Below are 24,043 nucleotides of genomic sequence, written 5' to 3'. Positions count from 1 at the left end.
GGTACGAAAAAGCCCACCGCAAAAGCAGGTGGGCTTGGTTTCTAACAAGTGAAACTTAGATTAACTTGGGATTAAACTATTTTTTTCATTGCTGACATGTAACCGCGTAATGTAGCGCCTACTTTTTCAACAGGGTGTTCACGTAATGCTGTATTAATTTGAATTAGCGTTTGGTTGTCTACTTGATTACTATGCTCACCTAAGCCTTTACCAATTACGTCGGTGTCAATTTTTTGCATAAAGTCTTGTAGTAAAGGTAAACATGCGTGGTTATATAAATAACAACCATATTCAGCCGTGTCCGAAATTGTACGGTTCATTTCAAATAACTTTTTACGCGCAATGGTATTAGCAATCAGTGGCGTTTCATGTAATGACTCATAATAAGCCGACTCTGCAATAATGCCTGCGGCAGTCATGGTTTCAAATGCAAGCTCTACGCCTGCTTTAACCATAGCGACCATTAAAATACCGTTATCAAAAAATTCTTGCTCAGCAATTTCAACATTGCCCGCTGGGGTTTTTTCAAAGTGAGTTTCGGCTGTTTCTGCGCGCCATTTAAGTAAGTTTGCATCATCATTATTCCAGTCTTCCATCATGGTACGTGAAAAAGTACCATCGATGATGTCATCTTGATGTTTGTTATATAGTGGGCGCATAATTTGTTTTAGTTCTTCGCTTAATTCAAACGCTTTGACTTTGGCTGGGTTTGAAAGACGGTCAAGCATATTGGTTACGCCACCGTATTTAAGCGCTTCGGTAATTACTTCCCAGCCGTATTGAATTAGTTTTGAGGCGTAACCTGCATCAATGCCTTTTTCAATCATTTTATCAAAACATAAAATAGAACCGGTTTGTAACATGCCACATAAAATGGTTTGCTCGCCCATTAAATCTGATTTTACTTCAGCAATAAATGACGACTTAAGTACGCCGGCTCTGTGGCCGCCAGTACCTGCGGCATAGGCTTTAGCTTGAGCTAAACCATGGCCTTGTGGGTCGTTTTCAGGGTGTACAGCAATTAGAGTTGGTACGCCAAAACCACGCTTGTATTCTTCACGCACTTCAGAGCCTGGGCATTTAGGTGCTACCATAATAACGGTAATGTCGTCGCGTACTTGCATACCTTCTTCAACAATATTAAAGCCATGAGAGTAGGCAAGGGTTGAGCCTTGTTTCATTAGTGGCATAATTGCGTTTACCACTGAAGTATGTTGTTTATCAGGCGTTAAATTTAATACTACGTCGGCAGTTGGAATTAGTTCTTGGTAAGTGCCTACAGTAAAGCCATTTTCAGACGCGTTTAAAAATGATTGACGACGTTCACTAATGGCCGAGTCACGCAGCGTATACGACACATCTAAACCAGAATCACGTAAGTTTAAGCCTTGGTTTAAGCCTTGTGCGCCACAGCCTACAATAACCAGTTTTTTACCTTTAAGAGCATCAACGCCGTCAGTAAACTCGTCTGCGTTCATAAATTCACATTGGGCTAATTGCGCCAATTGTTCGCGTAAAGGTAAGGTATTAAAATAATTCGCCATGTTAGTGTCCTATTGATTCAGTTTGTTAGATGCATTGCTGTTGCTTTGCTTAACTCAACCATATGAAAAATCTTTTCTTGCGTAAACTGATATATTTGCATTAGAGTGTTTCATAATATGAAACACTGGGTTGATTATGGATCACAAGCATTTAAATTACTTTTTAGCGTTGGCAAAAACATTGCACTTTTCGCGTGCCAGTGAACTTTGTCATATAAGTGCGCCGACATTGAGCCGTAATATTAAGCAGCTTGAAAGCGAAGTGGGGGTAATGCTATTTTTACGTGATAACCGCAGTGTAAAATTAACCCGCGAAGGGCTGGCATTTATTGACTACGCCACATCCACATTGGCTAATTGGCAGCGCTTTAAAGCGAACCTAAAAGAGCCACAACAGTATATTTATGGCAACGTGAGTATTTATTGTTCAGTAACCGCGTCGTACAGTTTTTTACATCATATTTTAGAGCAGTTACGCGCTCAACATCAGCATATAGAAATCACCCTAAATACCGGCGATCCTGCGCTGGCAATAAACCGTGTTTTAGATGGCCACGAATCTATGGCTATTGCTGCTAAGCCAAATAAGTTACCTGCACAAATTGCCTTTGTTGATATTGGCTATTCGCCGCTGGTATTTATTGCGCCTAAAATTGCGTGCTCAATTACGCTAAAGCTTGCTAGTAATACAAGTAGTATTGATTGGTCAGAACTTGAATTTATTGTGCCAGAGCAAGGGTTTGCTAGGCAGCGCTTGGAGCAATGGTGGCGAAAAAATAATATTCAGGGAAAAATTTATGCACAAGTAGCGGGGCACGAAGCGATGGTATCTATGGTGAGCCTTGGCTTTGGTATAGCAATGATCCCTAAAATAGTTTTAGATAACAGTCCACTACAAGACAAAGTACACGTTTTACAAACAAATACACATGCACCTAAAGGTATTGATATTGGCTTGGCAGTATTACATAAGGAATTAAACGACCCGGCTATAAGTGCCTTGTGGAATATAGCGCAAAATATGGGTGAAAAAATAATTTAATGCAATACACTTACTAAGGTTGCTCTTAGTATAAAAGCCCAGATAGCGTAAGCCTTTAATCTACCGCTCCTCTATTGCCTATCAATAGAGCTGTTAGGCTAAGTATATAAGCCGCAAAGTAATCATAATTGTATAAAAGTTGTTAATGATTGTAACTGCCTAGAGCTTGTTCTCAATGACCTTGCTACTATGGATAAATGGCCTTTTTATATATGTACGATGAACACAATGCGGTTTTATTTTATAATAATATTATTAATCTCTCTTTCGTTTAATGCTCAGGTATTAGCGCAAAGTGACGAGCCTGTAGATGCACATATATCTACAGAGCAACTGCATTTAAGTATGAGTATAGGGGCGGGAGTAATAACTAATCCATTATATGGTGCAGATAATATTCCGTTGGTGATCATTCCTCAAATAGCCTTTTATGGCCAACAGTGGTTTTTTGATAATGGCCGAGTTGGCTACTCGTTTAAACAAACGCAACAGCATAACTTAAGCCTAGTAACAGAATTAAACCCTGAGTCGCGTTTTTTTATTGATTGGCACCCGCAAAATATATTTGCGCTAAAAAGTGCTAGTTCAAATAATCAATTTACCCAGTTAGAAACAGATACCTCGCCTCAACAAATAAATATTAATAATATTAGTAAGCGCAAGCTCGTTTTAGATGCAGGTATTAGTTACTCCTTTGTAGCTGAGCAGCAGATGTTATCCGTGCAAGCATTGCACGATGTAAACTCAGCTTATAATGGTTGGCGAGCTGCAATACAATGGCAGTATCATGGGCAAGTAGGTAATTTGCAATTAAAGCCCACTGTGGGAGTTAATTATAAGTCTGCGCAATTAAACGACTATTATTACGGTTTAAACAGTGATGAAACACTGTTAGGTAAAATAGTAGTTGGTAGTAGTTGGCAACCTTATGCTAAAATCGATGCCCGCTGGCCCCTTAGCAAGGCCAACGCTCTTCGTTTTCATTTAGCATATTATGACTATTCGGCTATGGATAGTAGCCCGCTGTTTGAACGTCATTATTCAACGACTGCCTTTATAGGATTTGAACATACTTTTTAATATGAAGTATTTAATCTTTTTTGTGTTTATTTCTTCACTACTTAGTGGCGTTAGCGTGGCGCAAACAATTCTTGATGTATCTCCCAAAGTTTGTGTTGTCTCTGAACAGCATGATTTTTGCGATCTCAATTTGCAGTTTAAATGGCAGCAGTTAGCGGTTAAAGATGTGTGTTTGTATCAACAAAATACGCAAATACGATGCTGGCAACAGCAAGGTTCTGGTCAGTTTAGCTATAAAGCGCGTGTTCAGGTGGAGACCATATACTCCCTGATCAATCCTCACACCGGTGACTCACTTGCGAGCGTACTCGTTGAAGTACAAAGTGCCCATACTAAAAAACAGTATCGGCTGCGTTCACCGTGGAGCTTTTTTTAATTTAGGAGTAGTAAATGCCAAAAATATTACTTGTTGAAGATGATCTTGGTTTACAGCAATTAACCAAAGATTACCTCGAACATAATGGCTTAGAAGTCGACGTACTAGATCGTGGTGATGAAGTGTTTACTTACCTTGAAAGTAATCCCGTCGACCTGATTATTTTAGATGTAATGCTGCCAGGTAAAGATGGCTTTAGTGTTTGCAGACAAGTACGTGATAAATACACCACTCCTATTTTAATGTTAACGGCCAAAGGTGAAGACTTTGATCAGGTAATAGGGCTAGAGCTTGGCGCTGATGACTATGTTATTAAACCGGCTGAGCCACGTGTATTATTAGCAAGAATTAGCGCATTATTACGCCGTGGGCAACCTAACTTAAAAGCCACCGAAGAGCTGCAGTTTGGCGACTTATTTATTGATAAAACCAGCCGTATTGTTAAGTTATCGGGCGCAGAAATAGTCCTAACCTCACATGAATTTGAATTACTTTGGCTACTAGCATCAAATGCCGGAGAAGTATTGAGCCGCGAACATGTGCACCAACATATGATAGGGCGACAATACGATGGCCTAGATCGCACCGTAGATGTACGCGTTTCAAGAATTCGCAAAAAACTGGGCGATAACAGCGACAAACCTTATCGGATTAAAACTGTTTGGGGACAAGGCTATTTATTTGTTTCTGACGCGTGGGATATGTAATTAATGCTTAGTGTTAAGCTGCGTTAATGGGCAAGCTGTTTATAAGCCTGTATGTGTATATTATTGTCTCGTTATTTATTGTCAGCGGGGTAATTGAACAGCTTTGGCCATATGAAGAATCGCAGCAGCAGGTGCTACTCGACGATGAGTTTGGCCAGTCTTTGTGGCTATTATCACAAACCCCTAATGGGCTTACAAAGCTAAAAAACCATTTTTCTAGTCAAGTGATTGCTCAGCGCGATTTAATATTACCCGCCGAGCAACAAGCTCAGCTATTAAAAAATCACTACCTTTATTTATATGATAAACAACAGCGCATAGTTTGGTATGTTCAACTTAACGCCACACAACTATTACAGGTTGGCCCTATAGGGGGGGCAGCCAAGCCCGTTGCCTCTGTTTTACCCTACATATTGCTGTTATTAATTGTAGGCATTCCTGTTGGTTTGTGGAGTTTTTTACTGTGGCGAGACTTTGCTAAGCTGCGTAATGCATGCGAGGCCGTAGGTGGCTCACAGGACTTTCAATTAACAGATAGCTCTAAATCATTTTTTTTACCTATAACGGGCACCTTGCAAGTGATGCAGCAGCGAATTGAGTTTTTATTAACCGCGCAGCAAGAGCTTACCTCATCGGTATCGCATGAATTTAGAACGCCACTGGCGCGGTTAAAATTTGCCATTGCAATGCTTCAAGACCGAATGCTCGATGATAAAGCCGAAAAATACTTAGCTAATATGCAAGTCGATATAAATGAACTTGAGGCACTGGTTTCTGAAATGCTTGAGTATGCACGTTTAGATTCACAGCAACCGAGTTTACAGCTGATCAATTGTAATTTAGTGGCAGTGGTTAAAACGGTGGTTGAAAAACTCAGTTTTGATACGCGAATAAAGTTAAGCACGACATTACCCAATGAACTGATTTACCGCTGCGACAGTCACTTTATGGCGAGAATAATGCAAAACTTGGTAGGTAATGCTTTAAAGCATGCCAATAATAGTGTGCAAATAACCTTATTAGCGCAAGCTAATAATATAGTTTTTATTGTTGAAGATGATGGCAGTGGTATTGCTGAAGTTGAGCGTGAAAACGTATTTAAGCCATTTACTCGATTGGATAAAAGTAGAGATAAAAAAACCGGTGGGTTTGGCTTAGGATTGGCTATTGTCAGTAAAATTATTTCTTGGCATCAAGGTCAGTGTACAATTGAAGATTCAAGCTTAGGCGGAGCTAAATTTATTGTCAGCTTACCGATTAATAAATAGCAGCTTTTAATACATAAATAAAAAGTACGCAGATAAAAAACACTCAATAAAAAAGCGCCCTTGTTAACAAGGGCGCTTTTTTGGGTTTTAATCAAAATCAACAAGTAGCAAAGTAATAGACAGTACCTTTATAAAAAAGTTCTTAATTTAATTATTTTTCTTTTCTAGTAATGGCATTAACATTTGCTCTAGCCCATTGAGCTTTACCTCATACATCATGGCTAGTTGGCTGCCTAGCTTTGAGTCGGGAAACCCTTGTTGTTTAAACCATACTAAATAGGGCTCGGGTAAAAGCAGTAAAGGGCGGCCTGCGTACTTTCCAAAGGGCATAATAGTATTAACGGCAATTTTTAGCTGTGTAGGATCCATTGGCTTTAAAGGTTTTATAAAACATAGCTAAGTGTAAGGTATATTAAAGAGATAAAATAGGCTGTGACGGGCAAGTAACAGCCTATTTAACGAGGGAGCAGGCCCTCTGGATTAATATATTTTATTAGTAAGCCCTTCGTTAGCTGGAGTCTAATTAGGGGCAGGTGCTTGCGCTAATATTTACCAATAGTCTTTAGTTTACCTGCTTTTTTCTATGTTAGAGAATTAGCTTGTAAAAGAATGTAAATTCAAACTAGTGCTGCTTTACGAAAATAATTTTTGTTTAACGTGCTCAGCAAAACCACTACCAGCTTCTAAGTAAAAGTTATAGGTAGAATTTACACCCATTTCTTCTAACTCTTTTTGCTGATCAGGGTAGTTAGCAATAGCGGTAACTTGCCCTTTATAACCCGATGCTTTTAATTGCTCTAACGCAAAAATATTTTGCATATGCTGTGGCATTGTTAGCATGACCATTTCAACACGAGAGTGATTTACGCGCTGCCAAAAGTCAGGGTCGGTTGCATCTGCTATTAATACATTTCTTCCGCGTTTTATGTGCTTATCAACTACTTCAGGCTTTATGTCTATACCTGCAACTAGCTGTGGGTGCGTAGCATTTATTGTTTCATAAGCACCTGTGCCAATTCTGCCCATGCCAAATATAACAATTTTAGTGTCGTTAAGGTTAACAGGCAGTTCTTCGGATAAACGAGTTTTACTTTCAAACTTTAGTAGCCAAGGCTCTATTTTTGCGTAAATTTCGTTAGAGCGCTTATTTAAAGGGGATGCAATAATAAAAGTAATTGATACGGCAATTGCAATAACGGCTAACCACTCAGAGGTGATCATGCCTGTAGAGGCGGCTACAGCGCAAACAATTAAACCAAACTCGCTATAATTAGCTAAACTAAAAGTGGTTAGCAATGAGGTGCGAGCACGTAAGTTAAACATGTTTGTTAGCACATAATATAAAAACGTTTTGATTGGTAATACTAACACCAATAATAATGCGGCCAGTAATGAGCTGGTGGTAAGCTCTGCGTTTAAACCTATTGTTAAGAAAAAGCCAACCAATAAAATATCTTTTAAATTAAGTAATGACTTAGAAAGTTCACTGGCCTTTTTATGAGGCGCAATCATCATACCTATTATTAGTGCCCCTAAATCACCTTTTAAACCAACTAGCTCAAATGCATGATAACCAGCCACAAGTGCAAAGAAAAACCCAAATAATGGCAGGAGTTCGCCGTGTTTAGAGCGGTTTAGTATCCACCCCATAACTGGGCGTACTAGCGGCAGTGAAATAATAAGTACCAAAGCCCAAATATTAGGGATTTTACCTGTGCTAATAGCTAAAAATACCACGGCAAAAATATCTTGCATAACTAAAATACCAATGGCTACTTTTCCGTGTAAGCTGCCCATTTCACCGCGTTCTTCTAACACTTTAACAGCAAAAACGGTACTAGAAAAACTCAATGCAAAGCCAACTAATAAAGCGCTTTGCCAGCTCAAATCAACAAATAATGGCAGTGCAAATAGGCTAAGTAATAGCATAAAGCCACTAAATAACGCACTACTCAAAATAATATGTAAAGTAGCAGAAGCCCACACTTGTGGTTTCATTAAACTATTTACTTTTAGCTTTAAACCAATACTAAATAATAAAAGCGTAACGCCTAAGGTAGCAATGGTGTTGAGTAATTCGGTGCTTTTATAGCCCGCTAAATTAAGCGCGAATCCCGCAAGTAAAAAACCGATAAGAGGAGGGAGCTTTAGCTGATAAACAGCAAAGCCAAACACAAACGCGGCGGCAAAGTAAATTAGTTCCATAATTATAAATATCACTTCATTGGGAGGTTTAGTGTAACGAAAAATCAATACCATTGAAAATAAATATACAAATACTCACCATTTTATTCATACAATAAGTCCTTCATAAAAGATTAGGCTTAAGCGCCGTTTAATCAAATACTTGCTCTGTTGCGTATGAAAAATGGACATTTAACACATATTTAATCGTAAACAGCATGTAAATAGTAGTTTTTCACTGACAAGAGCATTTAAATGTGGTTAAGATGCGCTAACGACGAAGTTTAAGTTAGAGCACATTATAGAGCCGCTCAGCTTAAGGAGAAAAATATGTTTAAAAAGATTTTAGCATCGGTTGGTATTGGTGCCGCCAAAGTAGACACTATTTTAGAAACAGAGCACCTTCAGCCTGGGCAATTATTTAATGCGCAAATCGTTATTACAGCTGGTGATGTAAGCCAAGAAATTGCAGGGTTAGATTTACTATTAATGACGCGAGTTAAAGCATCAAATGAAGATGGTGACTATTTTACCAACCACGTTATAGAGCAGTGGCGCATTACAGATATAGGCACGGTAGAGCCAGGGGAAGTTAAAACGATTCCTTTTCAAGCACGGTTGCATTCAGAAACACCTATTACTGAAATTAATGCAGGGTATAACCAATCTTATGTTTGGCTTGAAACTGGGCTGGACATTGATTTAGCGCTTGATCCAAGTGATAAAGACCATTTACATGTGTACCCCAATGAAGCTGTTAAAACGTGTATGCAGGCCATGGAAAAGCTAGGCTTTAGCCTAACTAAAGCTGATGTTGAAAAAGGCCACTTGCGCGCATCAACGTTTCAATCAGTATCTGGTTGTTATCAAGAGCTAGAATACAAGCCTAACAGCCGCAGTTTATTTGGAGTGAAAGAAATTGAATTATCATTCATTCCAGAAGCACATAAAACCCATGTGTTAATTGAGTTAGATAGAGCATTTAAAGGCGATGGTTATGTAGATTTAACCATAGAGCACGACCATGTAAATCTCTCGCAATTATGCGATCAGTTAGAGCGATTATTTACCTAAGGTAGATAATTACTTAAAACAAACCCAGCTTATGCTGGGTTTTTGTTTTAAGCCATTTTATTATATAGCATAGCGGTTAATTAAGCCCCTAGCTGCATTACTGCTATTATGCCTAGCCCTAATAACGTATAGGCTTTTATGTCTATTAGAGCCAACGACAGGAGTTACAATGGCGTTTAAATGTGAAACTTTTACTGCGCTCAATACGCAAACCTTATTCTCCATAATGCGTGGGCGCGTAGAGGTATTTGTAGTTGAGCAAATGTGCCCTTATCCAGAGCTTGACGATAATGATGTAGCACCAAGTACCTTGCATATTTACACTGTGAAAAATAATACGCTACAAGCTTATGCTCGATGCTACGAAAAAAACGCAAAATACAGTGCGATCGGTCGCGTGTTAGTCACTAAAGAGGAACGAGGTAGAGGATTGGCTCAGCAATTGGTTACAGAGGCCATTAATTGCTGTAAAAGCCAATGGCCAGAACGTGATATTTATATTGGTGCGCAAACGTACTTACTGGAGTTTTATCGCTCATTCGGATTTGAAAGTATTAATGCTGAATATTTAGAAGATGGCATTGCTCATCAAGATATGGTTTTACAACTAGTACCTTGATTACAAAAGCCCACAATGTGGGCTTTTTTGTTGTTAAGAGCAGAAACTAACTTTAGCTTAATAATGAATGTAAAAATACCAGGCCTATCGCCAGTGGGCATACAAACTTAGTGTACCAAGGCCATACTTTCCAAAATAAGGTATTGTGTACTTCAGGGTTACCTTCTTGAATGGCCTTTAGTAATGAGCCTCTTGACCAAATCCAGCCTACGTATATACAACACATAAGACCTAATAATGGCTGTGCCACTTTAGTGGTTAAGGTGATCACTAAGCCAAACAGTAACTCTAAGTTACACACTATCGTGATGCTCACTAGAGTGATTAATGCACCAATTACCCAAGTGGCCTGTAAGCGAGACATTGCAAAGCGTTCTACCGTATAAGATACCGGCGCTTCGAGCATTGAAATAGAGGAGGTGAGTGCTGCAATGCTCATTAGCGCAAAAAACGCAAAGCCAACAAATAACCCCATACCACCCATACCATCAAAAAGTGCAGGTAATACTTGAAATACTAATGTGTCTTCAGAGAGGAGCTTTCCGGTAGTCGGTGAGAAAATCTCAATCCCTTGTGCTTGTGCTACATACATAGCAGGAATGATTAATAACCCTGCGACAAAAGCAATAAATACATCAATAAGCGTGACATAAGCACCTAACGAAACTAAGTTCTCTTTTTTACTAATATACGAGCCATAAATAATCATCACACTGGTACCTAGTGATAATGAAAAGAATGCTTGCCCTAGTGCACTAACTAACAAGTTAGCATCAAAAATAGATGAGAAATCAGGTACTAAATACGCCTTTAAGCCTTCAATAGCGCCATCTTGGGTCATTACATAAATAATTAACGCAAATAAAATGCTGAGCAAAGCAGGCATTAAACGTTTTGACCATTTTTCGATTCCGTTTTCAACGCCACGACTAATAATAGCAACGGTTAGTACAATAAAGATCATAGTGAAAATGATGTTTCTGCTAAGTGACTGTTCACCTAGCCAAGCAGATGCAGAGTTTGCGCCCACTAACGTTGTAATAGGTTCTGCTGTTGCACTTAGCATCCAACCAGCAACAATGGCATAAAAGCTTAAAATAAAGCCAGCACATAAAATACCGCCAAAACCAACCGCAAAAGAAAAATGTTTTTGCCAAGGTTTATTAGATATTTTTCTAAGTGAAGAAACCGCATTTGCTTGGCCATGACGACCAATCATTAGCTCCGCCATTAAAGCAGGATAAGCCAAAAAGAATGCCAGTACTAAATACGCAATTAAAAATGCGGCACCACCATTACTTGCGGTTTGTGTAGGGAAACCCCAAATGTTACCTAAACCTACAGCAGATCCTGCGGCGGCCATTATAAAACCAAAGCGAGAGCTAAACTCGCCTCTTACTGCACTCATATTATTGTACTTCTCTATTTTGTGACGGCGCAGACAATCTACTGGAAATGTAAAAAAATAAAAAGTGCTAATTTGCTGATCTAGCACAATTACTTTATTAAACTCTGTGTTATGAACATAGATTTTAATAAAGTAACTTAAAACTAAAAATTAACAGCTTGATATTGTTTAATAATTGTTAATTTACAGTGTGTAGCCTTTACTTTACACTAGGGTGTTGTTGAGCTATTTTCAGGGTAAAACAAGCTCCACCTAACTGCTTACTTTTGCCTGCATAAACACGGCCGTGATGCCAGTCAGCTACTTTTTCAACAATTGCTAATCCGAGGCCATAACTTTTATCAGCTCGATTACGGTGGTTGTTTTCGCGAAAAAAAGGGCTAAATACTTTGCTAAAGTTTTCAGCTGCTATGCCTGGACCATCGTCCTCTACGGTAATAATAATATGTTGCTCATTGACAGTGGCACTTACATAAATATGTTGCAGGGCAAAGTCGCAGGCATTATTAATTAAGTTAGTAACGGCTCTGGCAAGCCAATGTAAGTCGGCATAAATAACATCGTTACTACTATTAAGTTGCACACTGAGTTTGTGGGAGTCTAATTTAGGCGATAGCTGCGCTAAAATATCTTCAAAGTAGCTGCGCATATGGGTTGCAGAGTAGGTTAAGCGGTTGGCATTTTGTTCTAGCGTGGCAAAGGCTAGGTAGCTTTTTAGCATAGACTCCATATGGTCTAAGTCATTTTCCATGCGGGTTAAATATTGCTTCACTTTTGGCATGTCATTGCTATCTATTGCAGCATCTAAACCAAATCGCAGGCAAGCTATGGGGGTGCGAATGTCATGGGATAAACTCGAAGCCATTAGCTTATTTTCAGCAACCAGCTTTTCTATTTGACTCGCCATACGGTTAAAGGTGAGCTCTACATCTTTTATATACGTGAAATGAGAGACTTTGATACGAGTTTTAACATCACCCGATGCAAATTTTTTAGCTGCTTCATTTAACACGCTCAAGCGTTTGGCTAAGGGATAAATAATAAAACCCATAAATACACACAGCCCAGCGTAAAATAATAAGGTTAGAATAATATCGTCGCGTTGCTCTGCTTCAAATGAGTTATCGAGGCGCATAGATAAATGATAAGGGCTTAATGCTTGGTTGCTATAAAGCATATGAAAACCCTGTTCGCCCTCTAAAATTAACCCACCATGGGTTTGCATTTGCATAAGTAAGGCAGGGCTAAGCGCTAAAGTGTCGTTTAGCTTATAGGTAAGCGGCAGGCTAAAGTCGTTGGCTAACTTTGTAACATAATTACTGCGCTGTGCAGGGGGGAGAGTAGCAAGCTGTTTGCTAAACCCTGCAATCATTTTACTTTGCATGCTAAATTCGTCTAAAGGGGCGTGTGTATTTTGACTAAAAGCGTCAATAAGCCAGCCTAAAACAATAATCGAAAGCAGTGCGCTGCTAAGCAGTGCAATATAAAACTTTTTCATTTGTAGCTACCAAGCAGTGGCAACGAGTAAATAACCTCGTCCCCAAATTGTTTTAATTTTTTCAGGGTTTTGCGGATCGTCATTAAACTTTTTACGCAGCGCAGAAATAAGCACATCAACACTTCTATCAAGGCCGTCGTACTCGCGTCCTTTGGTTGCTTTAAACACCGCATCGCGTGATACAACTTGCCCTGCGTTACTGGCTAAGTAATGCAGCAATAAATACTCAGCGCTAGATATATTTATATCGATATCGTTAAGTTTAACGCTTCGCGACTCACTATTAATGCTCAAAGCCCCTACATTAATAATACTATGCTGTTTATGAGGTTGGCTGCTTTGGGTGGTGAGCCTAAGGGCTGACTTTATTCTTGCTAGTAATGCACGAGGGCGTACCGGTTTCATTATGTAGTCACTGGCACCTACCTCTAAGCCAATCACTTCATCCATTTCGTCATCACGAGCTGTTAGCATAATAATAGGAGCTTGATAAAAGCTACGTAGCTCGCGACAAACGCTTATGCCGTCTAACCCAGGAAGCATAATATCAAGTAGTATTAACTGCGGTTTCAAGGTTTTAACTTGGCCAACAACTTCATCACCGCGATGACAAACATGTACACAATAGCCTTGTTCTGTTAAATATTCAGCCACCCATTGTGCCAAAGAAATATCATCTTCAACGAGTAAAATAGTACCGTAATTATCCATAAGACTTCCTTATTAAAACAATCGCCAACGGCGTTTTTTCTGCCTGTTTTGATAAACCCACTGTAACTTTACTTCAGTGGTGGCTATGACTTTTGCAGTATTACTATCAAATAATTCAAATGATAAGCTCTGCTCAGAGTCAAATGCATAATTAAAAACGCCGTGTTGCTGCTTAAGCCAACATTGCATAATATATTTTGAGGTAGCGTCTCGTAAGCAGTAGTTACCTATTGTGGGCTGCTGCCATGATAAAACCACTTCAGTATAACAGTGGCGGCCTTCACGTAGTGCCACGCAGGTATTAGGTATTGCACTAAGTGCGGTTACCTCTTGGGGCACCTCGGCGAGTAAACTGCCAGGGTAAGCTAATAGTAAATAACACCAGCGTCTAAAATACATAACGCACGCCTAGCTTGGCTTTGTGTTGGTACCCTTGAGAAATAATAGGGCTGTCGTCAATTTCTTTAGAAAATAAAGTCGTTAACCAGCCGGCTAAAAACACCCAGTCTTGGTTAAGCGGGTACTCAGCATGAAACTCAAGCATAATGCTGCTGCTGGCATTGGTTTTATAGGCAGGACGCAGCAAGGTAACTTCACTTTGCTCAATACCAAAATAATAGTTAGTAAAGTCAGCAGAGTAGGCACTAAAGCCTATGCCTGAGCGAAACTCCCAGTTACGCCAAGGTTGTATTTTGCTAAAAAAAGAATTAAATACCCAGCCATTGTGGGCGTTTGAAATATCATGCAAAAATTCAATAGAAACCTGTGAGCCATCAAATCTGTGGGTAAATCTAAGGCCTGTATTAAAGTCATACTTACGCTTTTTAATGCCGCGTAATTCCTCAACCACACCATTGTTATAAAACCCCAAGCCTTTTTGACCAAACCCAGCTTGGGCGTTAGCACCGATTATATCGAGCTCCCAATTATATTTGTTAATTAGACTGTAGCCTATAACAAGGCCGCCGCTGAGTTGGTTATGGTCATAATCGAGATAAAAGTTATCAAAAGAAACCGCAAGGCTGAGATCTAATTCAATACCATCGTCATAGGAGTCCATGCCGATAAGGTAAGAGTCTTCAATATAATAACCAGTACCGGCGCTCCAGTCCCATGCAAAGCCTTGAATAGGCTCTAAGGTGTTATCAGCATAATAGCGGTTACTGGCAGTACTATGGGCACTAAATACACAGGCAAATAATAAGCAGGTGTAACATAAAAAATAGCTAAGTATTGAGTGCTTCATCCTTGGAACCTAAATAAGTAATGGTTATAAAGCGTAGTATATTGTTAAACGTTCCTTTAAACCTGTAAAAAAATGTAGTGTTTAACTTACGCTTATATCACTTTAATTTTGTCGATTAATATACTGCTTAAATAAAACTGCATCATTGGTGCTAAAGCACTTATTTCTGTGCGAGTACACGGGCCTTGCACTTTAGTCAGTGTGCTAAGCTTGCTCATTGTATTATATTTAGGAATAGTTACCTTTGTATTTGCCTCGGCACGTGCTAAACGTGCTTGTTCGGTATTTTGCTGGTGGACAAAGGCGACTACTTCAAGTTCATTAGTGATTTTTTGCTCTTCGGTAAAGCTATAAATCAGTGATTCACGATGAAAGCTAGTGCTATCTAAAGATGATTTTGCAAACCAAACAACATCACCAGAGGCTTTATGCGTTAAGCGCATGCTAACTTGCGCTAAAATAGTTGCACACTGCTGGGTTGGAAATTGCTGTGCAACTTTAGAGTATAGAGCATAAGGTTGTTTGGGCTGATTTAACGTGTATTTACTATCATCGGTAAACGACAGATCAACTTGATGAATAGCAAGTGTGTAATCACTATCGTTTTTAGTAGTTACTTTTAGTTGTTTGTCATTGAGCGCTTGGCTTATTTGCGCCAGTAAAGTGTCGGTTACACTTACTCTGTCGGTAACAATTTTAACCGTTTGGTTTTTCATTACTTTATGAGCTGGTAATTGCACTGACTTTACTTTAGGCGAGGTGTGTTGTGCCTCATACTCCAGTTGGTATGTCTGACTTTTTAACATTGGCTTTAAGGGCATTGCCAATGGCTCAGCAGGCTGATTTGTTGTTGTGGTTATAGCGCAACCCGATGAAAATAATATAAAAAGTGGTACAACTAAAAAACGCATAAATACTTCACACTCAGTAAAAGGCCAATAATCAACATATTGTACGTTAGTCTTGACAAAAGTTCATGATATTATATGCATAGAAGCAATTAAAAAAAGAAAAAACAGCCACCGATGAAGTACCTTAATTACTCGATTTATTACCTGCTCGCCTTTTGTATTTTAATAACCCACTCAGAGGTTGCTGCAAATGTAGATCCAGATTGGCCTGCATTTGTAAAAAAATATGGGCGTTACGCAGAAAAAAAGCTTAAACGAAAAGGTATACCTGGCGCGGCTTTATCGATTGTTAATATGCAGTCGAGTGATTATATTCATACCATGGGCTTTACCAAAGTGGGTAGCTCTCAAAGGGTTAATCAACATACACGTTTTAGATTAGCATCAGTATCTAAAACCTTTGCAGGATCGTTAGCTGCTAAGCTTGCAAGTGAAGGGGAAATAGATTTATACCAGCCTATTAGCGACTATATTCCTGAATTTGCTAACACCGACTACAAAGATAATTTAAAGGTTTATCATATTTTAAGTCACTCTAGTGGCCTAGTTCCCAACGCCTACGATAACCTAATTGAATCACGAATGAGTTATCCAGATATTGTTGAAAAGCTACTTACGGTAGCGCCCATATGCGATCCTGGGCAGTGTTATGGCTATCAAAATGTGATGTTTAGTTTAATTGACGATGTAATTTTAAGGAGTACTCATAAAAGTTACTCTCAGTGGCTAAATGACGCTATTTTTACGCCCTTAAAAATGCATGACACTAGTTTAGGCTACGACGCTATGGTGCAAGATAAAAACTACGCATTTCCACATGTAAGAGGGAAAAAACGTTGGTATAGCGCTAAGCTGAAAAAAAATTATTATAAAGTAGCCCCCGCTGCAGGCATAAATGCCAGTGCTGCCGATATGGCAATATGGCTAAAGGCGCAATTAGGTCAGTACCCAAATGTATTATCGCTCGATGCATTAGCGGTACAAACACGTCCCTATACGCATACCAAAAAAGAGCAATACCGACGAGTATGGAAAGGTCATCTTAGTGAGGCTTTTTATGGGCTAGGTTGGCGAGTATATAACTACGATGATGAAACCCTTTATTACCATAGTGGTTGGGTGCAAGGCTATCGCACCGATTTAGTGGTTTTTCCTCATTTAAATGTGGGTTTTAGCTTAAAAATAAATGCCGAAACTGGGGTGATAAATGAACTTACAACAGAGTTTATAAATAGAGTGCTTAAATATAAGCGAGGCTAAAAATCATGATTAAAGATAAAAGGCTTTTAATCTTGGCGCTACTGGTTATGGTGTTTAATAGCCAACTTGTATTTGCCGCCCCAGATAAGATTTATTTATTTCGCCACAGTGAAAAACAAGCCGGTAAAAACCCGTCGCTTACAGTGCTTGGCGCACAACGTGCACAGTATTTGGTACAGTTAATAAAACAACATAAAAACGTGCAGCTATTTAGCAGCAATTATAAGCGTACATTACAAACAGCAGCGCCAATGGCTACTTACTTAAGCACTACAGTAAAAATGTATGATGCAGCTGATTTAGCTTCACTTGAAAGTAAACTACTAAAATTACAGGGTGTTGTAATTGTTGTAGGACACAGTAATACCACGCCTGAACTTACGGCACTGCTTTCAAAAGGTACGGTGAGTGCTATGTCTGAAGATGAGTTTTCGCGCTATTACATACTAGATAAAATACGCGATAAAGCCCCAAAAGATGCACCACAATATAGGGTCAGTGAACTCACTATGGATTTTAATCATTAATTTAAAAGTGACAGATAATAAAAAACCAGCGGGTGCTGGTTTTTTTATATTACCGGGTAAATCCTACAAGTAGGTGTTTAGCCACGCGGTAATTTAATTTTTTTCTCTTCACTTTGGCGGTAAAGCACAATAGTGTGACCAATTGATTGTAATTTAGTTGCACCAGTTTCACGCACAATTGCTTCAAAAATGAGCGCTTTAGTTTCGCGATCATCAGTTGGAACCTTCACTTTAATTAATTCGTGAATTTCTAATGCGCTTTGAATTTCTACTACTACGCCTTCGGTTAAACCGTTAGAACCTAGTAAAACTACAGGCTTGAGGCTATGTGCCTGACCTTTTAAAAACTGCTTTTGTTTGTTTGATAATGTCATGTTTATACAAATTTTGCTGAATATGGCTTGAATTAAGGGTATTCTACCGCCATCTAAAGAATATTACTAATTAGTTGCGTGTTAATTTATGACAAATAAAAAACAGTCAGCCAGTTCACAGCGATGGCTGAAAGAACATTTTGATGATAAATATGTTCAAGAGGCGCAAAAAAAAGGTTGGCGTTCTCGAGCTGTTTTTAAATTAGATGAGGTCCAAAGTAGAGACAAGTTACTCCGCCCAGCAATGACTGTTGTTGATTTAGGGGCTGCACCGGGTAGTTGGTCACAATACTTGGCAGAAAAAGTAGGAGATAAAGGACAAGTTATAGCGTGCGATATCCTCCCTATGGATTCATTAGCGGGTGTTGACTTTTTACAAGGCGACTTTCGTGAAGAAGCAGTGTTAAGTGCATTGTTAAAACGTATTGATGGCAAAAATGTTGATGTGGTACTCTCTGACATGGCACCAAATATGAGTGGTAACAATTCAGTTGATCAAGCTGGTAGCATGTATTTGGTCGAGCTTGCACTGGATATGTGTAATCAAGTATTAAAGAAAAATGGTGCATTTATTGTTAAAGTATTCCAAGGTGAAGGCTTTGATCAGTTCTTGCAAGATGTACGTAATAGTTTTAAAACAGTGAAGATACGTAAACCAGATGCCTCGCGCGCCCGTTCACGGGAAGTATATATAGTAGCGACTGGATATAAACTGTAGTACAGTTGTTGGGCGTTTAGTTGAATTTAAATTAATTGGATACAAGAGGTTAACCCCTTGAGCGATATGGCAAAAAATCTAATACTCTGGCTGGTTATTGCAGTTGTGCTGATGTCAGTATTTCAGAGCTTTAATGGCGGCGATCAAGTAGATCGTCAAACAAGTTATAGTCAATTTGTTAAAGATGCCCGCAGTGGCTCTATACAAGAAGTGGCAATTGAAAGTACCAGTGGCACAATTACAGGTACTAAAACCAGTGGCGAACGTTTTCAAACGATTATGCCTATTTACGACAAAGACATTTTAAATGATTTGTTAAAAAGTAACGTCAATGTGAAAGGGGTTAAACCTGAAGAGCAGTCATTTTTAGCAAGTATATTTATTTCTTGGTTCCCAATGATACTGCTTATTGGTGTGTGGATATTTTTCATGCGTCAAATGCAAGGCGGTGGCGGTAAAGGCGCAATGTCGTTTGGTAAGAGCAAAGCGCGCTTAATGAGCGAAGATCAAATTAAAACCACTTTCGCCGATGTTGCTGGCTGTGATGAAGCAAAAGAAGATGTATCAGAGTTGGTAGATTTTTTACGCGACCCATCAAAATTCCAAAAATTAGGTGGCAGCATTCCTAAAGGCGTGTTGATGGTTGGTCCTCCTGGTACAGGTAAAACGTTACTTGCTAAAGCCGTTGCTGGTGAAGCAAAAGTGCCGTTCTTTACTATTTCTGGTTCGGACTTTGTTGAAATGTTTGTTGGTGTGGGCGCATCTCGCGTACGAGATATGTTCGAGCAAGCTAAAAAAGCATCACCCTGTATTATCTTTATTGATGAAATAGATGCTGTAGGTCGTAAACGTGGTGCTGGTATGGGCGGCGGTAACGACGAACGTGAGCAAACGCTAAACCAAATGCTAGTAGAAATGGATGGTTTTGGTGGTAACGAAGGTATTATCGTTATTGCTGCAACTAACCGCCCAGACGTATTAGATCCAGCCTTACTTCGTCCGGGTCGTTTTGACCGCCAAGTTGAAGTTGGCTTACCTGATATTCGTGGTCGTGAGCAAATACTTAAAGTACATATGCGTAAAGTGCCATTAGGCGACAACGTTGAAGCAGCTTTAATTGCACGCGGTACACCGGGTTTTTCAGGTGCTGATTTAGCAAACCTAGTAAACGAAGCTGCACTCTATGCGGCACGCGGTAATAAACGTGTTGTTAGTATGGCTGAGTTTGACGCTGCTAAAGATAAAATCATGATGGGCGCTGAGCGCAAAACCATGGTGATGAGCGAGCAAGAAAAAGCCATGACAGCGTACCACGAAGCTGGCCATGCTATTGTTGGTCGTATGGTGCCAGAGCATGATCCTGTTTATAAAGTATCTATAATTCCACGTGGCCGTGCGCTAGGTGTAACTATGTACTTGCCTGAACAAGACCGTGTAAGCCATTCGAAAGAATTGCTAGAGTCGATGATCTCAAGCCTGTATGGCGGACGTATCGCAGAAGCACTTATTTATGGTGCAGATAAAGTAACCACAGGTGCTAGTAACGATATTGAACGTGCGAGTGATATTGCCCGTAAAATGGTAACGCACTGGGGTTTAAGTGAAAAACTTGGACCACTACTTTACGCAGAAGATCAAAACGATATGTACATGGGCGGTGGCCGCTCTATGAGTATATCGGACGAAACAGCTAAAATTATCGATAGCGAAGTACGCTTATTATCAGATCGTAACTATCAGCGAGCAGAAGCGATATTAAAAGAAAATATCGATATTCTACACGCAATGAAAGATGCGCTGATGAAGTACGAAACGATTGATGCTAAGCAAATTGATGATTTAATGGCGCGCCAAGAAGTTCGTGAACCACGCGATGCGCATGACCGCCATGAAAAAAAGCCAGTTAAAGAAGATGTTTCAGCAGAAAAATTAGTTGATGAAGATCAAAAACCAACTGATGAAGCTAAAAAAGATGAAACAAACCTTGATGACAAAGCTGAATAATCGTTAAAATAGCTAAACTAAAAGCCCCGAACCTCGGGGCTTTTTTGTATCAAACGTATAAAATAAACTTCAGCTAATTCAAACAAAAAAGGTCATCATGAATAATTTACTAAACTTGCCTCGCAAACGTACACTAAGTTTGGCAAATCCAGTAATTATGGGAATACTTAATGTTACTCCCGATTCATTTTCAGATGGCGGGAAGTTTATAGACCCTGATATTGCGCTGCAGCGTGCGCTGCAATTGTTAGACGACGGGGCGCAAATTATAGATATTGGCGGAGAGTCGACTCGCCCAGGTGCTCCTGATGTGAGCCTTGAGGATGAATTAGCACGTGTAATACCAGCGATTAAAGCAATTCGTGAAAACAGTGATTGCGTCATATCTATTGATACCAGTAAAGCACAAGTAATGCACCAAGCTATTTTAGCTGGGGCCGATATTGTTAATGACGTACGTGCATTACAAGAAAGCGACGCACTGAACGTAGTGGCGCAGTTTCCTGATGTTGCGGTGTGTTTAATGCATATGCAAGGCCAACCTCGCAGCATGCAGGCAGCGCCGCACTATGATGATTTATTTACAGATATAAAACAGTTTTTTAGTCAGCGTATTGCTGCGTGTAAAACAGCGGGGATTAAGCAAACACAACTTATTCTTGATCCTGGCTTTGGTTTTGGTAAAACACTCAGTCACAATTACCAACTACTGGCGCAGTTTAATGACTTTAATCAGTTTGGTTTACCGTTGTTAGCGGGATTATCGCGTAAGTCGATGATTGGCAACTTATTAAATAGAAATACAAATGAGCGATTGGCCGGCAGTTTAGCGGGCGCATTAATCGCAGCACAAAATGGTGCGCATATTATTCGTGTACACGACGTAAAAGAAACCGCAGATGTACTTAACGTACTACAAGCCTGCAAACAAGGAGTACTTTAAATGAAAGAAAGAAAATATTTTGGCACCGATGGTGTACGCGGGCTCGTGGGTGAGCATCCTATAAATCCTGAGTTTGCAATGAAACTAGGTTGGGCTGCGGGCCGTGTCCTATCAGAAAATGGCACTAAAAAAGTGATGATAGGTAAAGATACCCGCATTTCAGGCTATATGTTAGAAACCGCATTACAAGCAGGGTTAATTGCAGCAGGAATCGATGTTGTATTACTGGGCCCTATGCCAACCCCTGCGATTGCTTATTTAGCACAAACATTTAGAGCCGAGGCCGGCATAGTAATTAGTGCATCGCACAATCCGTATTACGATAACGGCATAAAGTTTTTTAACTGTCGCGGTTTAAAGCTTGATGACAAAGTAGAGCTTGAAATTGAAGCCATGCTTGATGAACCAATGACTTGTGTTGAGTCAGATAAATTAGGTAAAGCGAGTCGCTTAACTAGCGCTGATGGTCGTTATATCGAATTTTGTAAAAGCCAATTTCCACAAAGCTTGTCGCTTGAAGGATTAAAAATTGTACTCGATTGTGCCAATGGCGCAACTTACCATATTGCACCTTCAGTTATGCGCGAACTAGGTGCAAATATAATCACGCATGCGTGTGAGCCCAATGGTGTAAATATTAACCATGAATGCGGCGCTACTCACGTAGATACCCTAAAACGTAAAGTGCTTGAACATAATGCAGATGTGGGCATTGCCTATGATGGCGATGGCGACCGTGTAATGATGGTTGATCATAATGGTCGTGTGTTTGATGGTGATGACTTAGTGTATATTATTGCCTGCCAAGCAGCGCAAGATGATAATTTAGGTGGTGGTGTTGTTGGCACTGTTATGTCAAACATGGGCCTTGAAAATGCATTGAAAGCCAAAGGTATTGAATTTGCACGCAGTAAAGTAGGCGACCGTTATGTAATGGAGTTGCTACAACAAAAAGGCTGGACTATTGGCGGCGAAAGCTCGGGCCATGTATTAAACCTTGATTTAATTAGCACCGGCGATGGCATTATTTCAAGCTTGCAAGTACTAGCTGCTATGGTTGCGCAAAATAAAACATTACAAGACTTAGGTACTGGTTTTACTAAGTACCCAATGAAAATGATTAACGTACGTTACACCCCAGGTACAGATCCGACAAAAGCGCCTGCAGTATTAGCTGCAGTAGCAGAGGTTGAGCAAACTTTAGGTGAAAAGGGGCGTGTGTTACTACGTAAATCAGGCACTGAACCTGTTGTACGTGTTATGGTTGAGGCCGAACAAGAGAAGTTAGTAATCGACAGCGCAGAAAAAATAGCCGCGGTTGTTGAATCTATGAGCAAACAAACTGATTGATAACAATAACCTCTTGTAACTTTGGGCGAGTCGAGTTAATATCTCGACCGCTTTCTCATGTGGAGTGGAAAAATGGCAGCACGCAAGGCGATGGTCGCAGGCAATTGGAAAATGAATGGCTCTTTAGAGCTGGTTAAACAAATGTCTGATGCTATTAACAATGTTAAATCAAACGAGATAGACATTGTTTTATTTCCTCCGTTTCCGTTAGTGTCAGCAATGATAGCCAGCGGTGTTTCAACGGGAACTCAAACTGTGTCAGAAAATACCCCCGGTGCATTTACCGGTGAAGTTGATGCACAACTTATTAAAGAGTTGGGCGCCCAATATGTATTAGTAGGTCACTCAGAGCGCCGTAGTATATACAAAGAAAGCAATGATGTCGTAGCTGCAAAATTTGCTCGCGCACAACAAGTTGGTTTAACGCCAATTTTATGTGTTGGAGAGAGTGAAAGTGAGCAAGAAAACGGTAAAACAGAACAAATAGTTGCTGCACAAATTGATGCAGTAATTGAAAAATTAGGTGTAGCAGCACTCAAAGATTCTGTGATAGCATATGAACCCGTTTGGGCCATAGGCACAGGTAAGACTGCATCGCCAGAACAGGCACAAAGCGTTCATAAATTTATCCGTGACAAAATCGCTTCATTAAACAGCGATTTAGCACAAGGGCTAACCATCTTATATGGTGGTAGCGTTAACGAAAAAAATAGCGAATTATTATTTGCACAAACAGATATAGACGGCGGCCTAATTGGTGGCGCAAGTTTAAAAGCAGATTCATTTACTGCTATCTGCAACAGTGCAAAAGGGACCGTATAAATGTACGAAATTTTACTAGTAGTTTATTTAGTTGTAGCTTTAGCGCTTGTTGGAATGGTTTTAATCCAGCAAGGTAAAGGTGCCGATATGGGTTCTTCATTTGGCGCGGGTGCTTCGTCAACTGTTTTCGGATCATCAGGTGCAGGTAACTTTATGACTAAAACAACGACAGTTTTAGCTTCTGTGTTTTTTATATTAAGCATAGTACTGGGCAACCTTACTGCAAGTCATATTAAAAAGACTGATGAATGGGAAAACCTTGAAGCAGCACCAGCTTTAGAAACAGTTATTCCTGTTGAAGAAGATGTGCCAGTTACATCTTCGAAAGAGCAACGCTCTGACGTACCAAATTAATTTAGCGTAAAAGCTAAAACGTT

General features: G+C 39.8%; 25 protein-coding genes. 15 read left to right on the top strand and 10 right to left on the bottom strand.

The window, feature by feature from the left end; all coding sequences use genetic code 11:
- Positions 1-71 precede the first annotated feature (71 nt).
- The gene (gene ilvC / locus I6F41_RS03825) at positions 72-1,544 is read right to left on the bottom strand and encodes a ketol-acid reductoisomerase (protein ID WP_011327542.1); all 1,473 of its coding nucleotides are present in this window, start codon (positions 1,542-1,544) and stop codon (positions 72-74) included.
- 136 nt (positions 1,545-1,680) lie between these two features.
- Between ilvC and ilvY the strand changes: the two genes are divergently transcribed.
- From ilvY to I6F41_RS03800, 5 genes are all read left to right on the top strand, one after another.
- A complete protein-coding gene (ilvY, locus tag I6F41_RS03820) occupies positions 1,681-2,586 on the top strand; it encodes an HTH-type transcriptional activator IlvY (protein WP_182683985.1) in 906 nt (301 codons plus the stop codon).
- A 228-nt stretch (positions 2,587-2,814) separates the two neighbouring features.
- Positions 2,815-3,666, top strand: coding sequence for a MipA/OmpV family protein (locus I6F41_RS03815; RefSeq protein ID WP_011327544.1), 852 nt, complete (start codon positions 2,815-2,817; stop codon positions 3,664-3,666).
- Position 3,667: 1 nt separating this feature from the next.
- Positions 3,668-4,042 carry a DUF3019 domain-containing protein gene (locus I6F41_RS03810; RefSeq protein WP_011327545.1) on the top strand — a complete coding sequence of 125 codons (375 nt, stop codon included), beginning with the start codon at positions 3,668-3,670 and terminating at the stop codon, positions 4,040-4,042.
- A gap of 14 nt (positions 4,043-4,056) precedes the next feature.
- A complete protein-coding gene (locus I6F41_RS03805) occupies positions 4,057-4,749 on the top strand; it encodes a response regulator (RefSeq protein WP_011327546.1) in 693 nt (230 codons plus the stop codon).
- Between the two features lie 26 nt (positions 4,750-4,775).
- Entirely contained in the window at positions 4,776-6,017 is a 1,242-nt protein-coding gene (locus tag I6F41_RS03800) for an ATP-binding protein (protein ID WP_182683984.1), read from the top strand.
- 147 nt (positions 6,018-6,164) lie between these two features.
- Here the strand turns inward: I6F41_RS03800 and I6F41_RS03795 are convergent, their stop codons facing one another.
- Both I6F41_RS03795 and I6F41_RS03790 read right to left on the bottom strand, forming a co-directional pair.
- The gene (locus tag I6F41_RS03795) at positions 6,165-6,386 is read right to left on the bottom strand and encodes a DUF3820 family protein (RefSeq protein ID WP_041454363.1); all 222 of its coding nucleotides are present in this window, start codon (positions 6,384-6,386) and stop codon (positions 6,165-6,167) included.
- A gap of 264 nt (positions 6,387-6,650) precedes the next feature.
- Positions 6,651-8,222 carry a cation:proton antiporter family protein gene (locus I6F41_RS03790; protein ID WP_041454668.1) on the bottom strand — a complete coding sequence of 524 codons (1,572 nt, stop codon included), beginning with the start codon at positions 8,220-8,222 and terminating at the stop codon, positions 6,651-6,653.
- A gap of 309 nt (positions 8,223-8,531) precedes the next feature.
- On the opposite strand from I6F41_RS03790, the gene I6F41_RS03785 reads away from it, so the two are divergent.
- Positions 8,532-9,275 carry a sporulation protein gene (locus I6F41_RS03785; protein ID WP_011327550.1) on the top strand — a complete coding sequence of 248 codons (744 nt, stop codon included), beginning with the start codon at positions 8,532-8,534 and terminating at the stop codon, positions 9,273-9,275.
- Between the two features lie 169 nt (positions 9,276-9,444).
- Entirely contained in the window at positions 9,445-9,894 is a 450-nt protein-coding gene (locus I6F41_RS03780; RefSeq protein WP_011327551.1) for a GNAT family N-acetyltransferase, read from the top strand.
- Between the two features lie 52 nt (positions 9,895-9,946).
- Here the strand turns inward: I6F41_RS03780 and I6F41_RS03775 are convergent, their stop codons facing one another.
- The 6 genes from I6F41_RS03775 to I6F41_RS03750 all read right to left on the bottom strand — a co-directional run bounded on the left by I6F41_RS03775 (position 9,947) and on the right by I6F41_RS03750 (position 15,668).
- On the bottom strand, positions 9,947-11,302 hold the full coding sequence (locus I6F41_RS03775) for a sodium-dependent transporter (protein WP_086993503.1): 1,356 nt from the start codon (positions 11,300-11,302) through the stop codon (positions 9,947-9,949).
- Between the two features lie 199 nt (positions 11,303-11,501).
- Positions 11,502-12,800 carry an ATP-binding protein gene (locus I6F41_RS03770; RefSeq protein WP_179808223.1) on the bottom strand — a complete coding sequence of 433 codons (1,299 nt, stop codon included), beginning with the start codon at positions 12,798-12,800 and terminating at the stop codon, positions 11,502-11,504.
- Positions 12,801-12,806: 6 nt separating this feature from the next.
- Positions 12,807-13,511 carry a response regulator transcription factor gene (locus tag I6F41_RS03765; protein WP_182683983.1) on the bottom strand — a complete coding sequence of 235 codons (705 nt, stop codon included), beginning with the start codon at positions 13,509-13,511 and terminating at the stop codon, positions 12,807-12,809.
- A 12-nt stretch (positions 13,512-13,523) separates the two neighbouring features.
- Complete coding sequence (locus I6F41_RS03760) at positions 13,524-13,910, bottom strand: DUF3019 domain-containing protein (RefSeq protein WP_041454364.1); 387 nt, start codon at positions 13,908-13,910, stop codon at positions 13,524-13,526.
- Positions 13,900-14,757: a MipA/OmpV family protein gene (locus tag I6F41_RS03755; protein ID WP_086993499.1), complete on the bottom strand. Its 858-nt coding sequence runs from the start codon at positions 14,755-14,757 to the stop codon at positions 13,900-13,902. The genes I6F41_RS03760 and I6F41_RS03755 overlap by 11 nt, the downstream gene beginning before the upstream one ends.
- A 92-nt stretch (positions 14,758-14,849) precedes the next feature.
- Positions 14,850-15,668 (bottom strand): hypothetical protein, encoded by an 819-nt coding sequence (locus tag I6F41_RS03750; protein WP_011327557.1) that lies wholly within the window; start codon positions 15,666-15,668, stop codon positions 14,850-14,852.
- Positions 15,669-15,782: 114 nt separating this feature from the next.
- Here I6F41_RS03750 and I6F41_RS03745 point away from each other — a divergent pair, with 114 nt between their 5' ends.
- The gene (locus I6F41_RS03745; RefSeq protein WP_197107690.1) at positions 15,783-16,928 is read left to right on the top strand and encodes a serine hydrolase domain-containing protein; all 1,146 of its coding nucleotides are present in this window, start codon (positions 15,783-15,785) and stop codon (positions 16,926-16,928) included.
- Between the two features lie 5 nt (positions 16,929-16,933).
- Entirely contained in the window at positions 16,934-17,455 is a 522-nt protein-coding gene (locus I6F41_RS03740; RefSeq protein ID WP_197107689.1) for a SixA phosphatase family protein, read from the top strand.
- A 77-nt stretch (positions 17,456-17,532) separates the two neighbouring features.
- Here I6F41_RS03740 and yhbY read toward each other — a convergent pair whose 3' ends face one another.
- Positions 17,533-17,829 carry a ribosome assembly RNA-binding protein YhbY gene (yhbY, locus tag I6F41_RS03735; protein WP_011327561.1) on the bottom strand — a complete coding sequence of 99 codons (297 nt, stop codon included), beginning with the start codon at positions 17,827-17,829 and terminating at the stop codon, positions 17,533-17,535.
- A gap of 88 nt (positions 17,830-17,917) precedes the next feature.
- On the opposite strand from yhbY, the gene rlmE reads away from it, so the two are divergent.
- The 6 genes from rlmE to secG all read left to right on the top strand — a co-directional run bounded on the left by rlmE (position 17,918) and on the right by secG (position 24,020).
- A complete protein-coding gene (gene rlmE, locus I6F41_RS03730; RefSeq protein WP_011327562.1) occupies positions 17,918-18,547 on the top strand; it encodes a 23S rRNA (uridine(2552)-2'-O)-methyltransferase RlmE in 630 nt (209 codons plus the stop codon).
- Positions 18,548-18,604: 57 nt separating this feature from the next.
- Positions 18,605-20,551 carry an ATP-dependent zinc metalloprotease FtsH gene (ftsH, locus tag I6F41_RS03725; RefSeq protein ID WP_172459236.1) on the top strand — a complete coding sequence of 649 codons (1,947 nt, stop codon included), beginning with the start codon at positions 18,605-18,607 and terminating at the stop codon, positions 20,549-20,551.
- A gap of 97 nt (positions 20,552-20,648) precedes the next feature.
- The gene (gene folP / locus I6F41_RS03720; RefSeq protein ID WP_179808219.1) at positions 20,649-21,494 is read left to right on the top strand and encodes a dihydropteroate synthase; all 846 of its coding nucleotides are present in this window, start codon (positions 20,649-20,651) and stop codon (positions 21,492-21,494) included.
- Complete coding sequence (glmM, locus tag I6F41_RS03715) at positions 21,495-22,844, top strand: phosphoglucosamine mutase (RefSeq protein WP_011327565.1); 1,350 nt, start codon at positions 21,495-21,497, stop codon at positions 22,842-22,844.
- A 72-nt stretch (positions 22,845-22,916) separates the two neighbouring features.
- Positions 22,917-23,666 (top strand): triose-phosphate isomerase, encoded by a 750-nt coding sequence (gene tpiA, locus I6F41_RS03710; RefSeq protein WP_011327566.1) that lies wholly within the window; start codon positions 22,917-22,919, stop codon positions 23,664-23,666.
- The gene (gene secG, locus I6F41_RS03705) at positions 23,667-24,020 is read left to right on the top strand and encodes a preprotein translocase subunit SecG (RefSeq protein ID WP_011327567.1); all 354 of its coding nucleotides are present in this window, start codon (positions 23,667-23,669) and stop codon (positions 24,018-24,020) included.
- Positions 24,021-24,043: the final 23 nt, after the last annotated feature.

The organism is Pseudoalteromonas sp. SCQQ13 (assembly GCF_015864415.1).
Taxonomy (GTDB): domain Bacteria; phylum Pseudomonadota; class Gammaproteobacteria; order Enterobacterales; family Alteromonadaceae; genus Pseudoalteromonas; species Pseudoalteromonas nigrifaciens.
Note: the sequence above shows the minus strand (reverse complement) of the source record. Positions and strands in the feature narration are given on the sequence as shown.

Coding starts and splice junctions, on each gene's coding strand:
- I6F41_RS03755 (WP_086993499.1), bottom strand. CDS start 14,757: ATGAAGCACTCAATACTTAGCTATTTTTTATGTTACACCTGCTTATTA.
- rlmE (WP_011327562.1), top strand. CDS start 17,918: ATGACAAATAAAAAACAGTCAGCCAGTTCACAGCGATGGCTGAAAGAA.
- I6F41_RS03765 (WP_182683983.1), bottom strand. CDS start 13,511: ATGGATAATTACGGTACTATTTTACTCGTTGAAGATGATATTTCTTTG.
- I6F41_RS03805 (WP_011327546.1), top strand. CDS start 4,057: ATGCCAAAAATATTACTTGTTGAAGATGATCTTGGTTTACAGCAATTA.
- tpiA (WP_011327566.1), top strand. CDS start 22,917: ATGGCAGCACGCAAGGCGATGGTCGCAGGCAATTGGAAAATGAATGGC.
- I6F41_RS03760 (WP_041454364.1), bottom strand. CDS start 13,910: ATGTATTTTAGACGCTGGTGTTATTTACTATTAGCTTACCCTGGCAGT.
- I6F41_RS03790 (WP_041454668.1), bottom strand. CDS start 8,222: ATGGAACTAATTTACTTTGCCGCCGCGTTTGTGTTTGGCTTTGCTGTT.
- yhbY (WP_011327561.1), bottom strand. CDS start 17,829: ATGACATTATCAAACAAACAAAAGCAGTTTTTAAAAGGTCAGGCACAT.
- I6F41_RS03810 (WP_011327545.1), top strand. CDS start 3,668: ATGAAGTATTTAATCTTTTTTGTGTTTATTTCTTCACTACTTAGTGGC.
- I6F41_RS03745 (WP_197107690.1), top strand. CDS start 15,783: ATGAAGTACCTTAATTACTCGATTTATTACCTGCTCGCCTTTTGTATT.
- secG (WP_011327567.1), top strand. CDS start 23,667: ATGTACGAAATTTTACTAGTAGTTTATTTAGTTGTAGCTTTAGCGCTT.
- I6F41_RS03775 (WP_086993503.1), bottom strand. CDS start 11,302: ATGAGTGCAGTAAGAGGCGAGTTTAGCTCTCGCTTTGGTTTTATAATG.
- ilvY (WP_182683985.1), top strand. CDS start 1,681: ATGGATCACAAGCATTTAAATTACTTTTTAGCGTTGGCAAAAACATTG.
- I6F41_RS03800 (WP_182683984.1), top strand. CDS start 4,776: ATGGGCAAGCTGTTTATAAGCCTGTATGTGTATATTATTGTCTCGTTA.
- I6F41_RS03740 (WP_197107689.1), top strand. CDS start 16,934: ATGATTAAAGATAAAAGGCTTTTAATCTTGGCGCTACTGGTTATGGTG.
- ilvC (WP_011327542.1), bottom strand. CDS start 1,544: ATGGCGAATTATTTTAATACCTTACCTTTACGCGAACAATTGGCGCAA.
- I6F41_RS03815 (WP_011327544.1), top strand. CDS start 2,815: ATGCGGTTTTATTTTATAATAATATTATTAATCTCTCTTTCGTTTAAT.
- folP (WP_179808219.1), top strand. CDS start 20,649: ATGAATAATTTACTAAACTTGCCTCGCAAACGTACACTAAGTTTGGCA.
- glmM (WP_011327565.1), top strand. CDS start 21,495: ATGAAAGAAAGAAAATATTTTGGCACCGATGGTGTACGCGGGCTCGTG.
- I6F41_RS03795 (WP_041454363.1), bottom strand. CDS start 6,386: ATGGATCCTACACAGCTAAAAATTGCCGTTAATACTATTATGCCCTTT.
- I6F41_RS03750 (WP_011327557.1), bottom strand. CDS start 15,668: ATGCGTTTTTTAGTTGTACCACTTTTTATATTATTTTCATCGGGTTGC.
- I6F41_RS03780 (WP_011327551.1), top strand. CDS start 9,445: ATGGCGTTTAAATGTGAAACTTTTACTGCGCTCAATACGCAAACCTTA.
- I6F41_RS03770 (WP_179808223.1), bottom strand. CDS start 12,800: ATGAAAAAGTTTTATATTGCACTGCTTAGCAGCGCACTGCTTTCGATT.
- I6F41_RS03785 (WP_011327550.1), top strand. CDS start 8,532: ATGTTTAAAAAGATTTTAGCATCGGTTGGTATTGGTGCCGCCAAAGTA.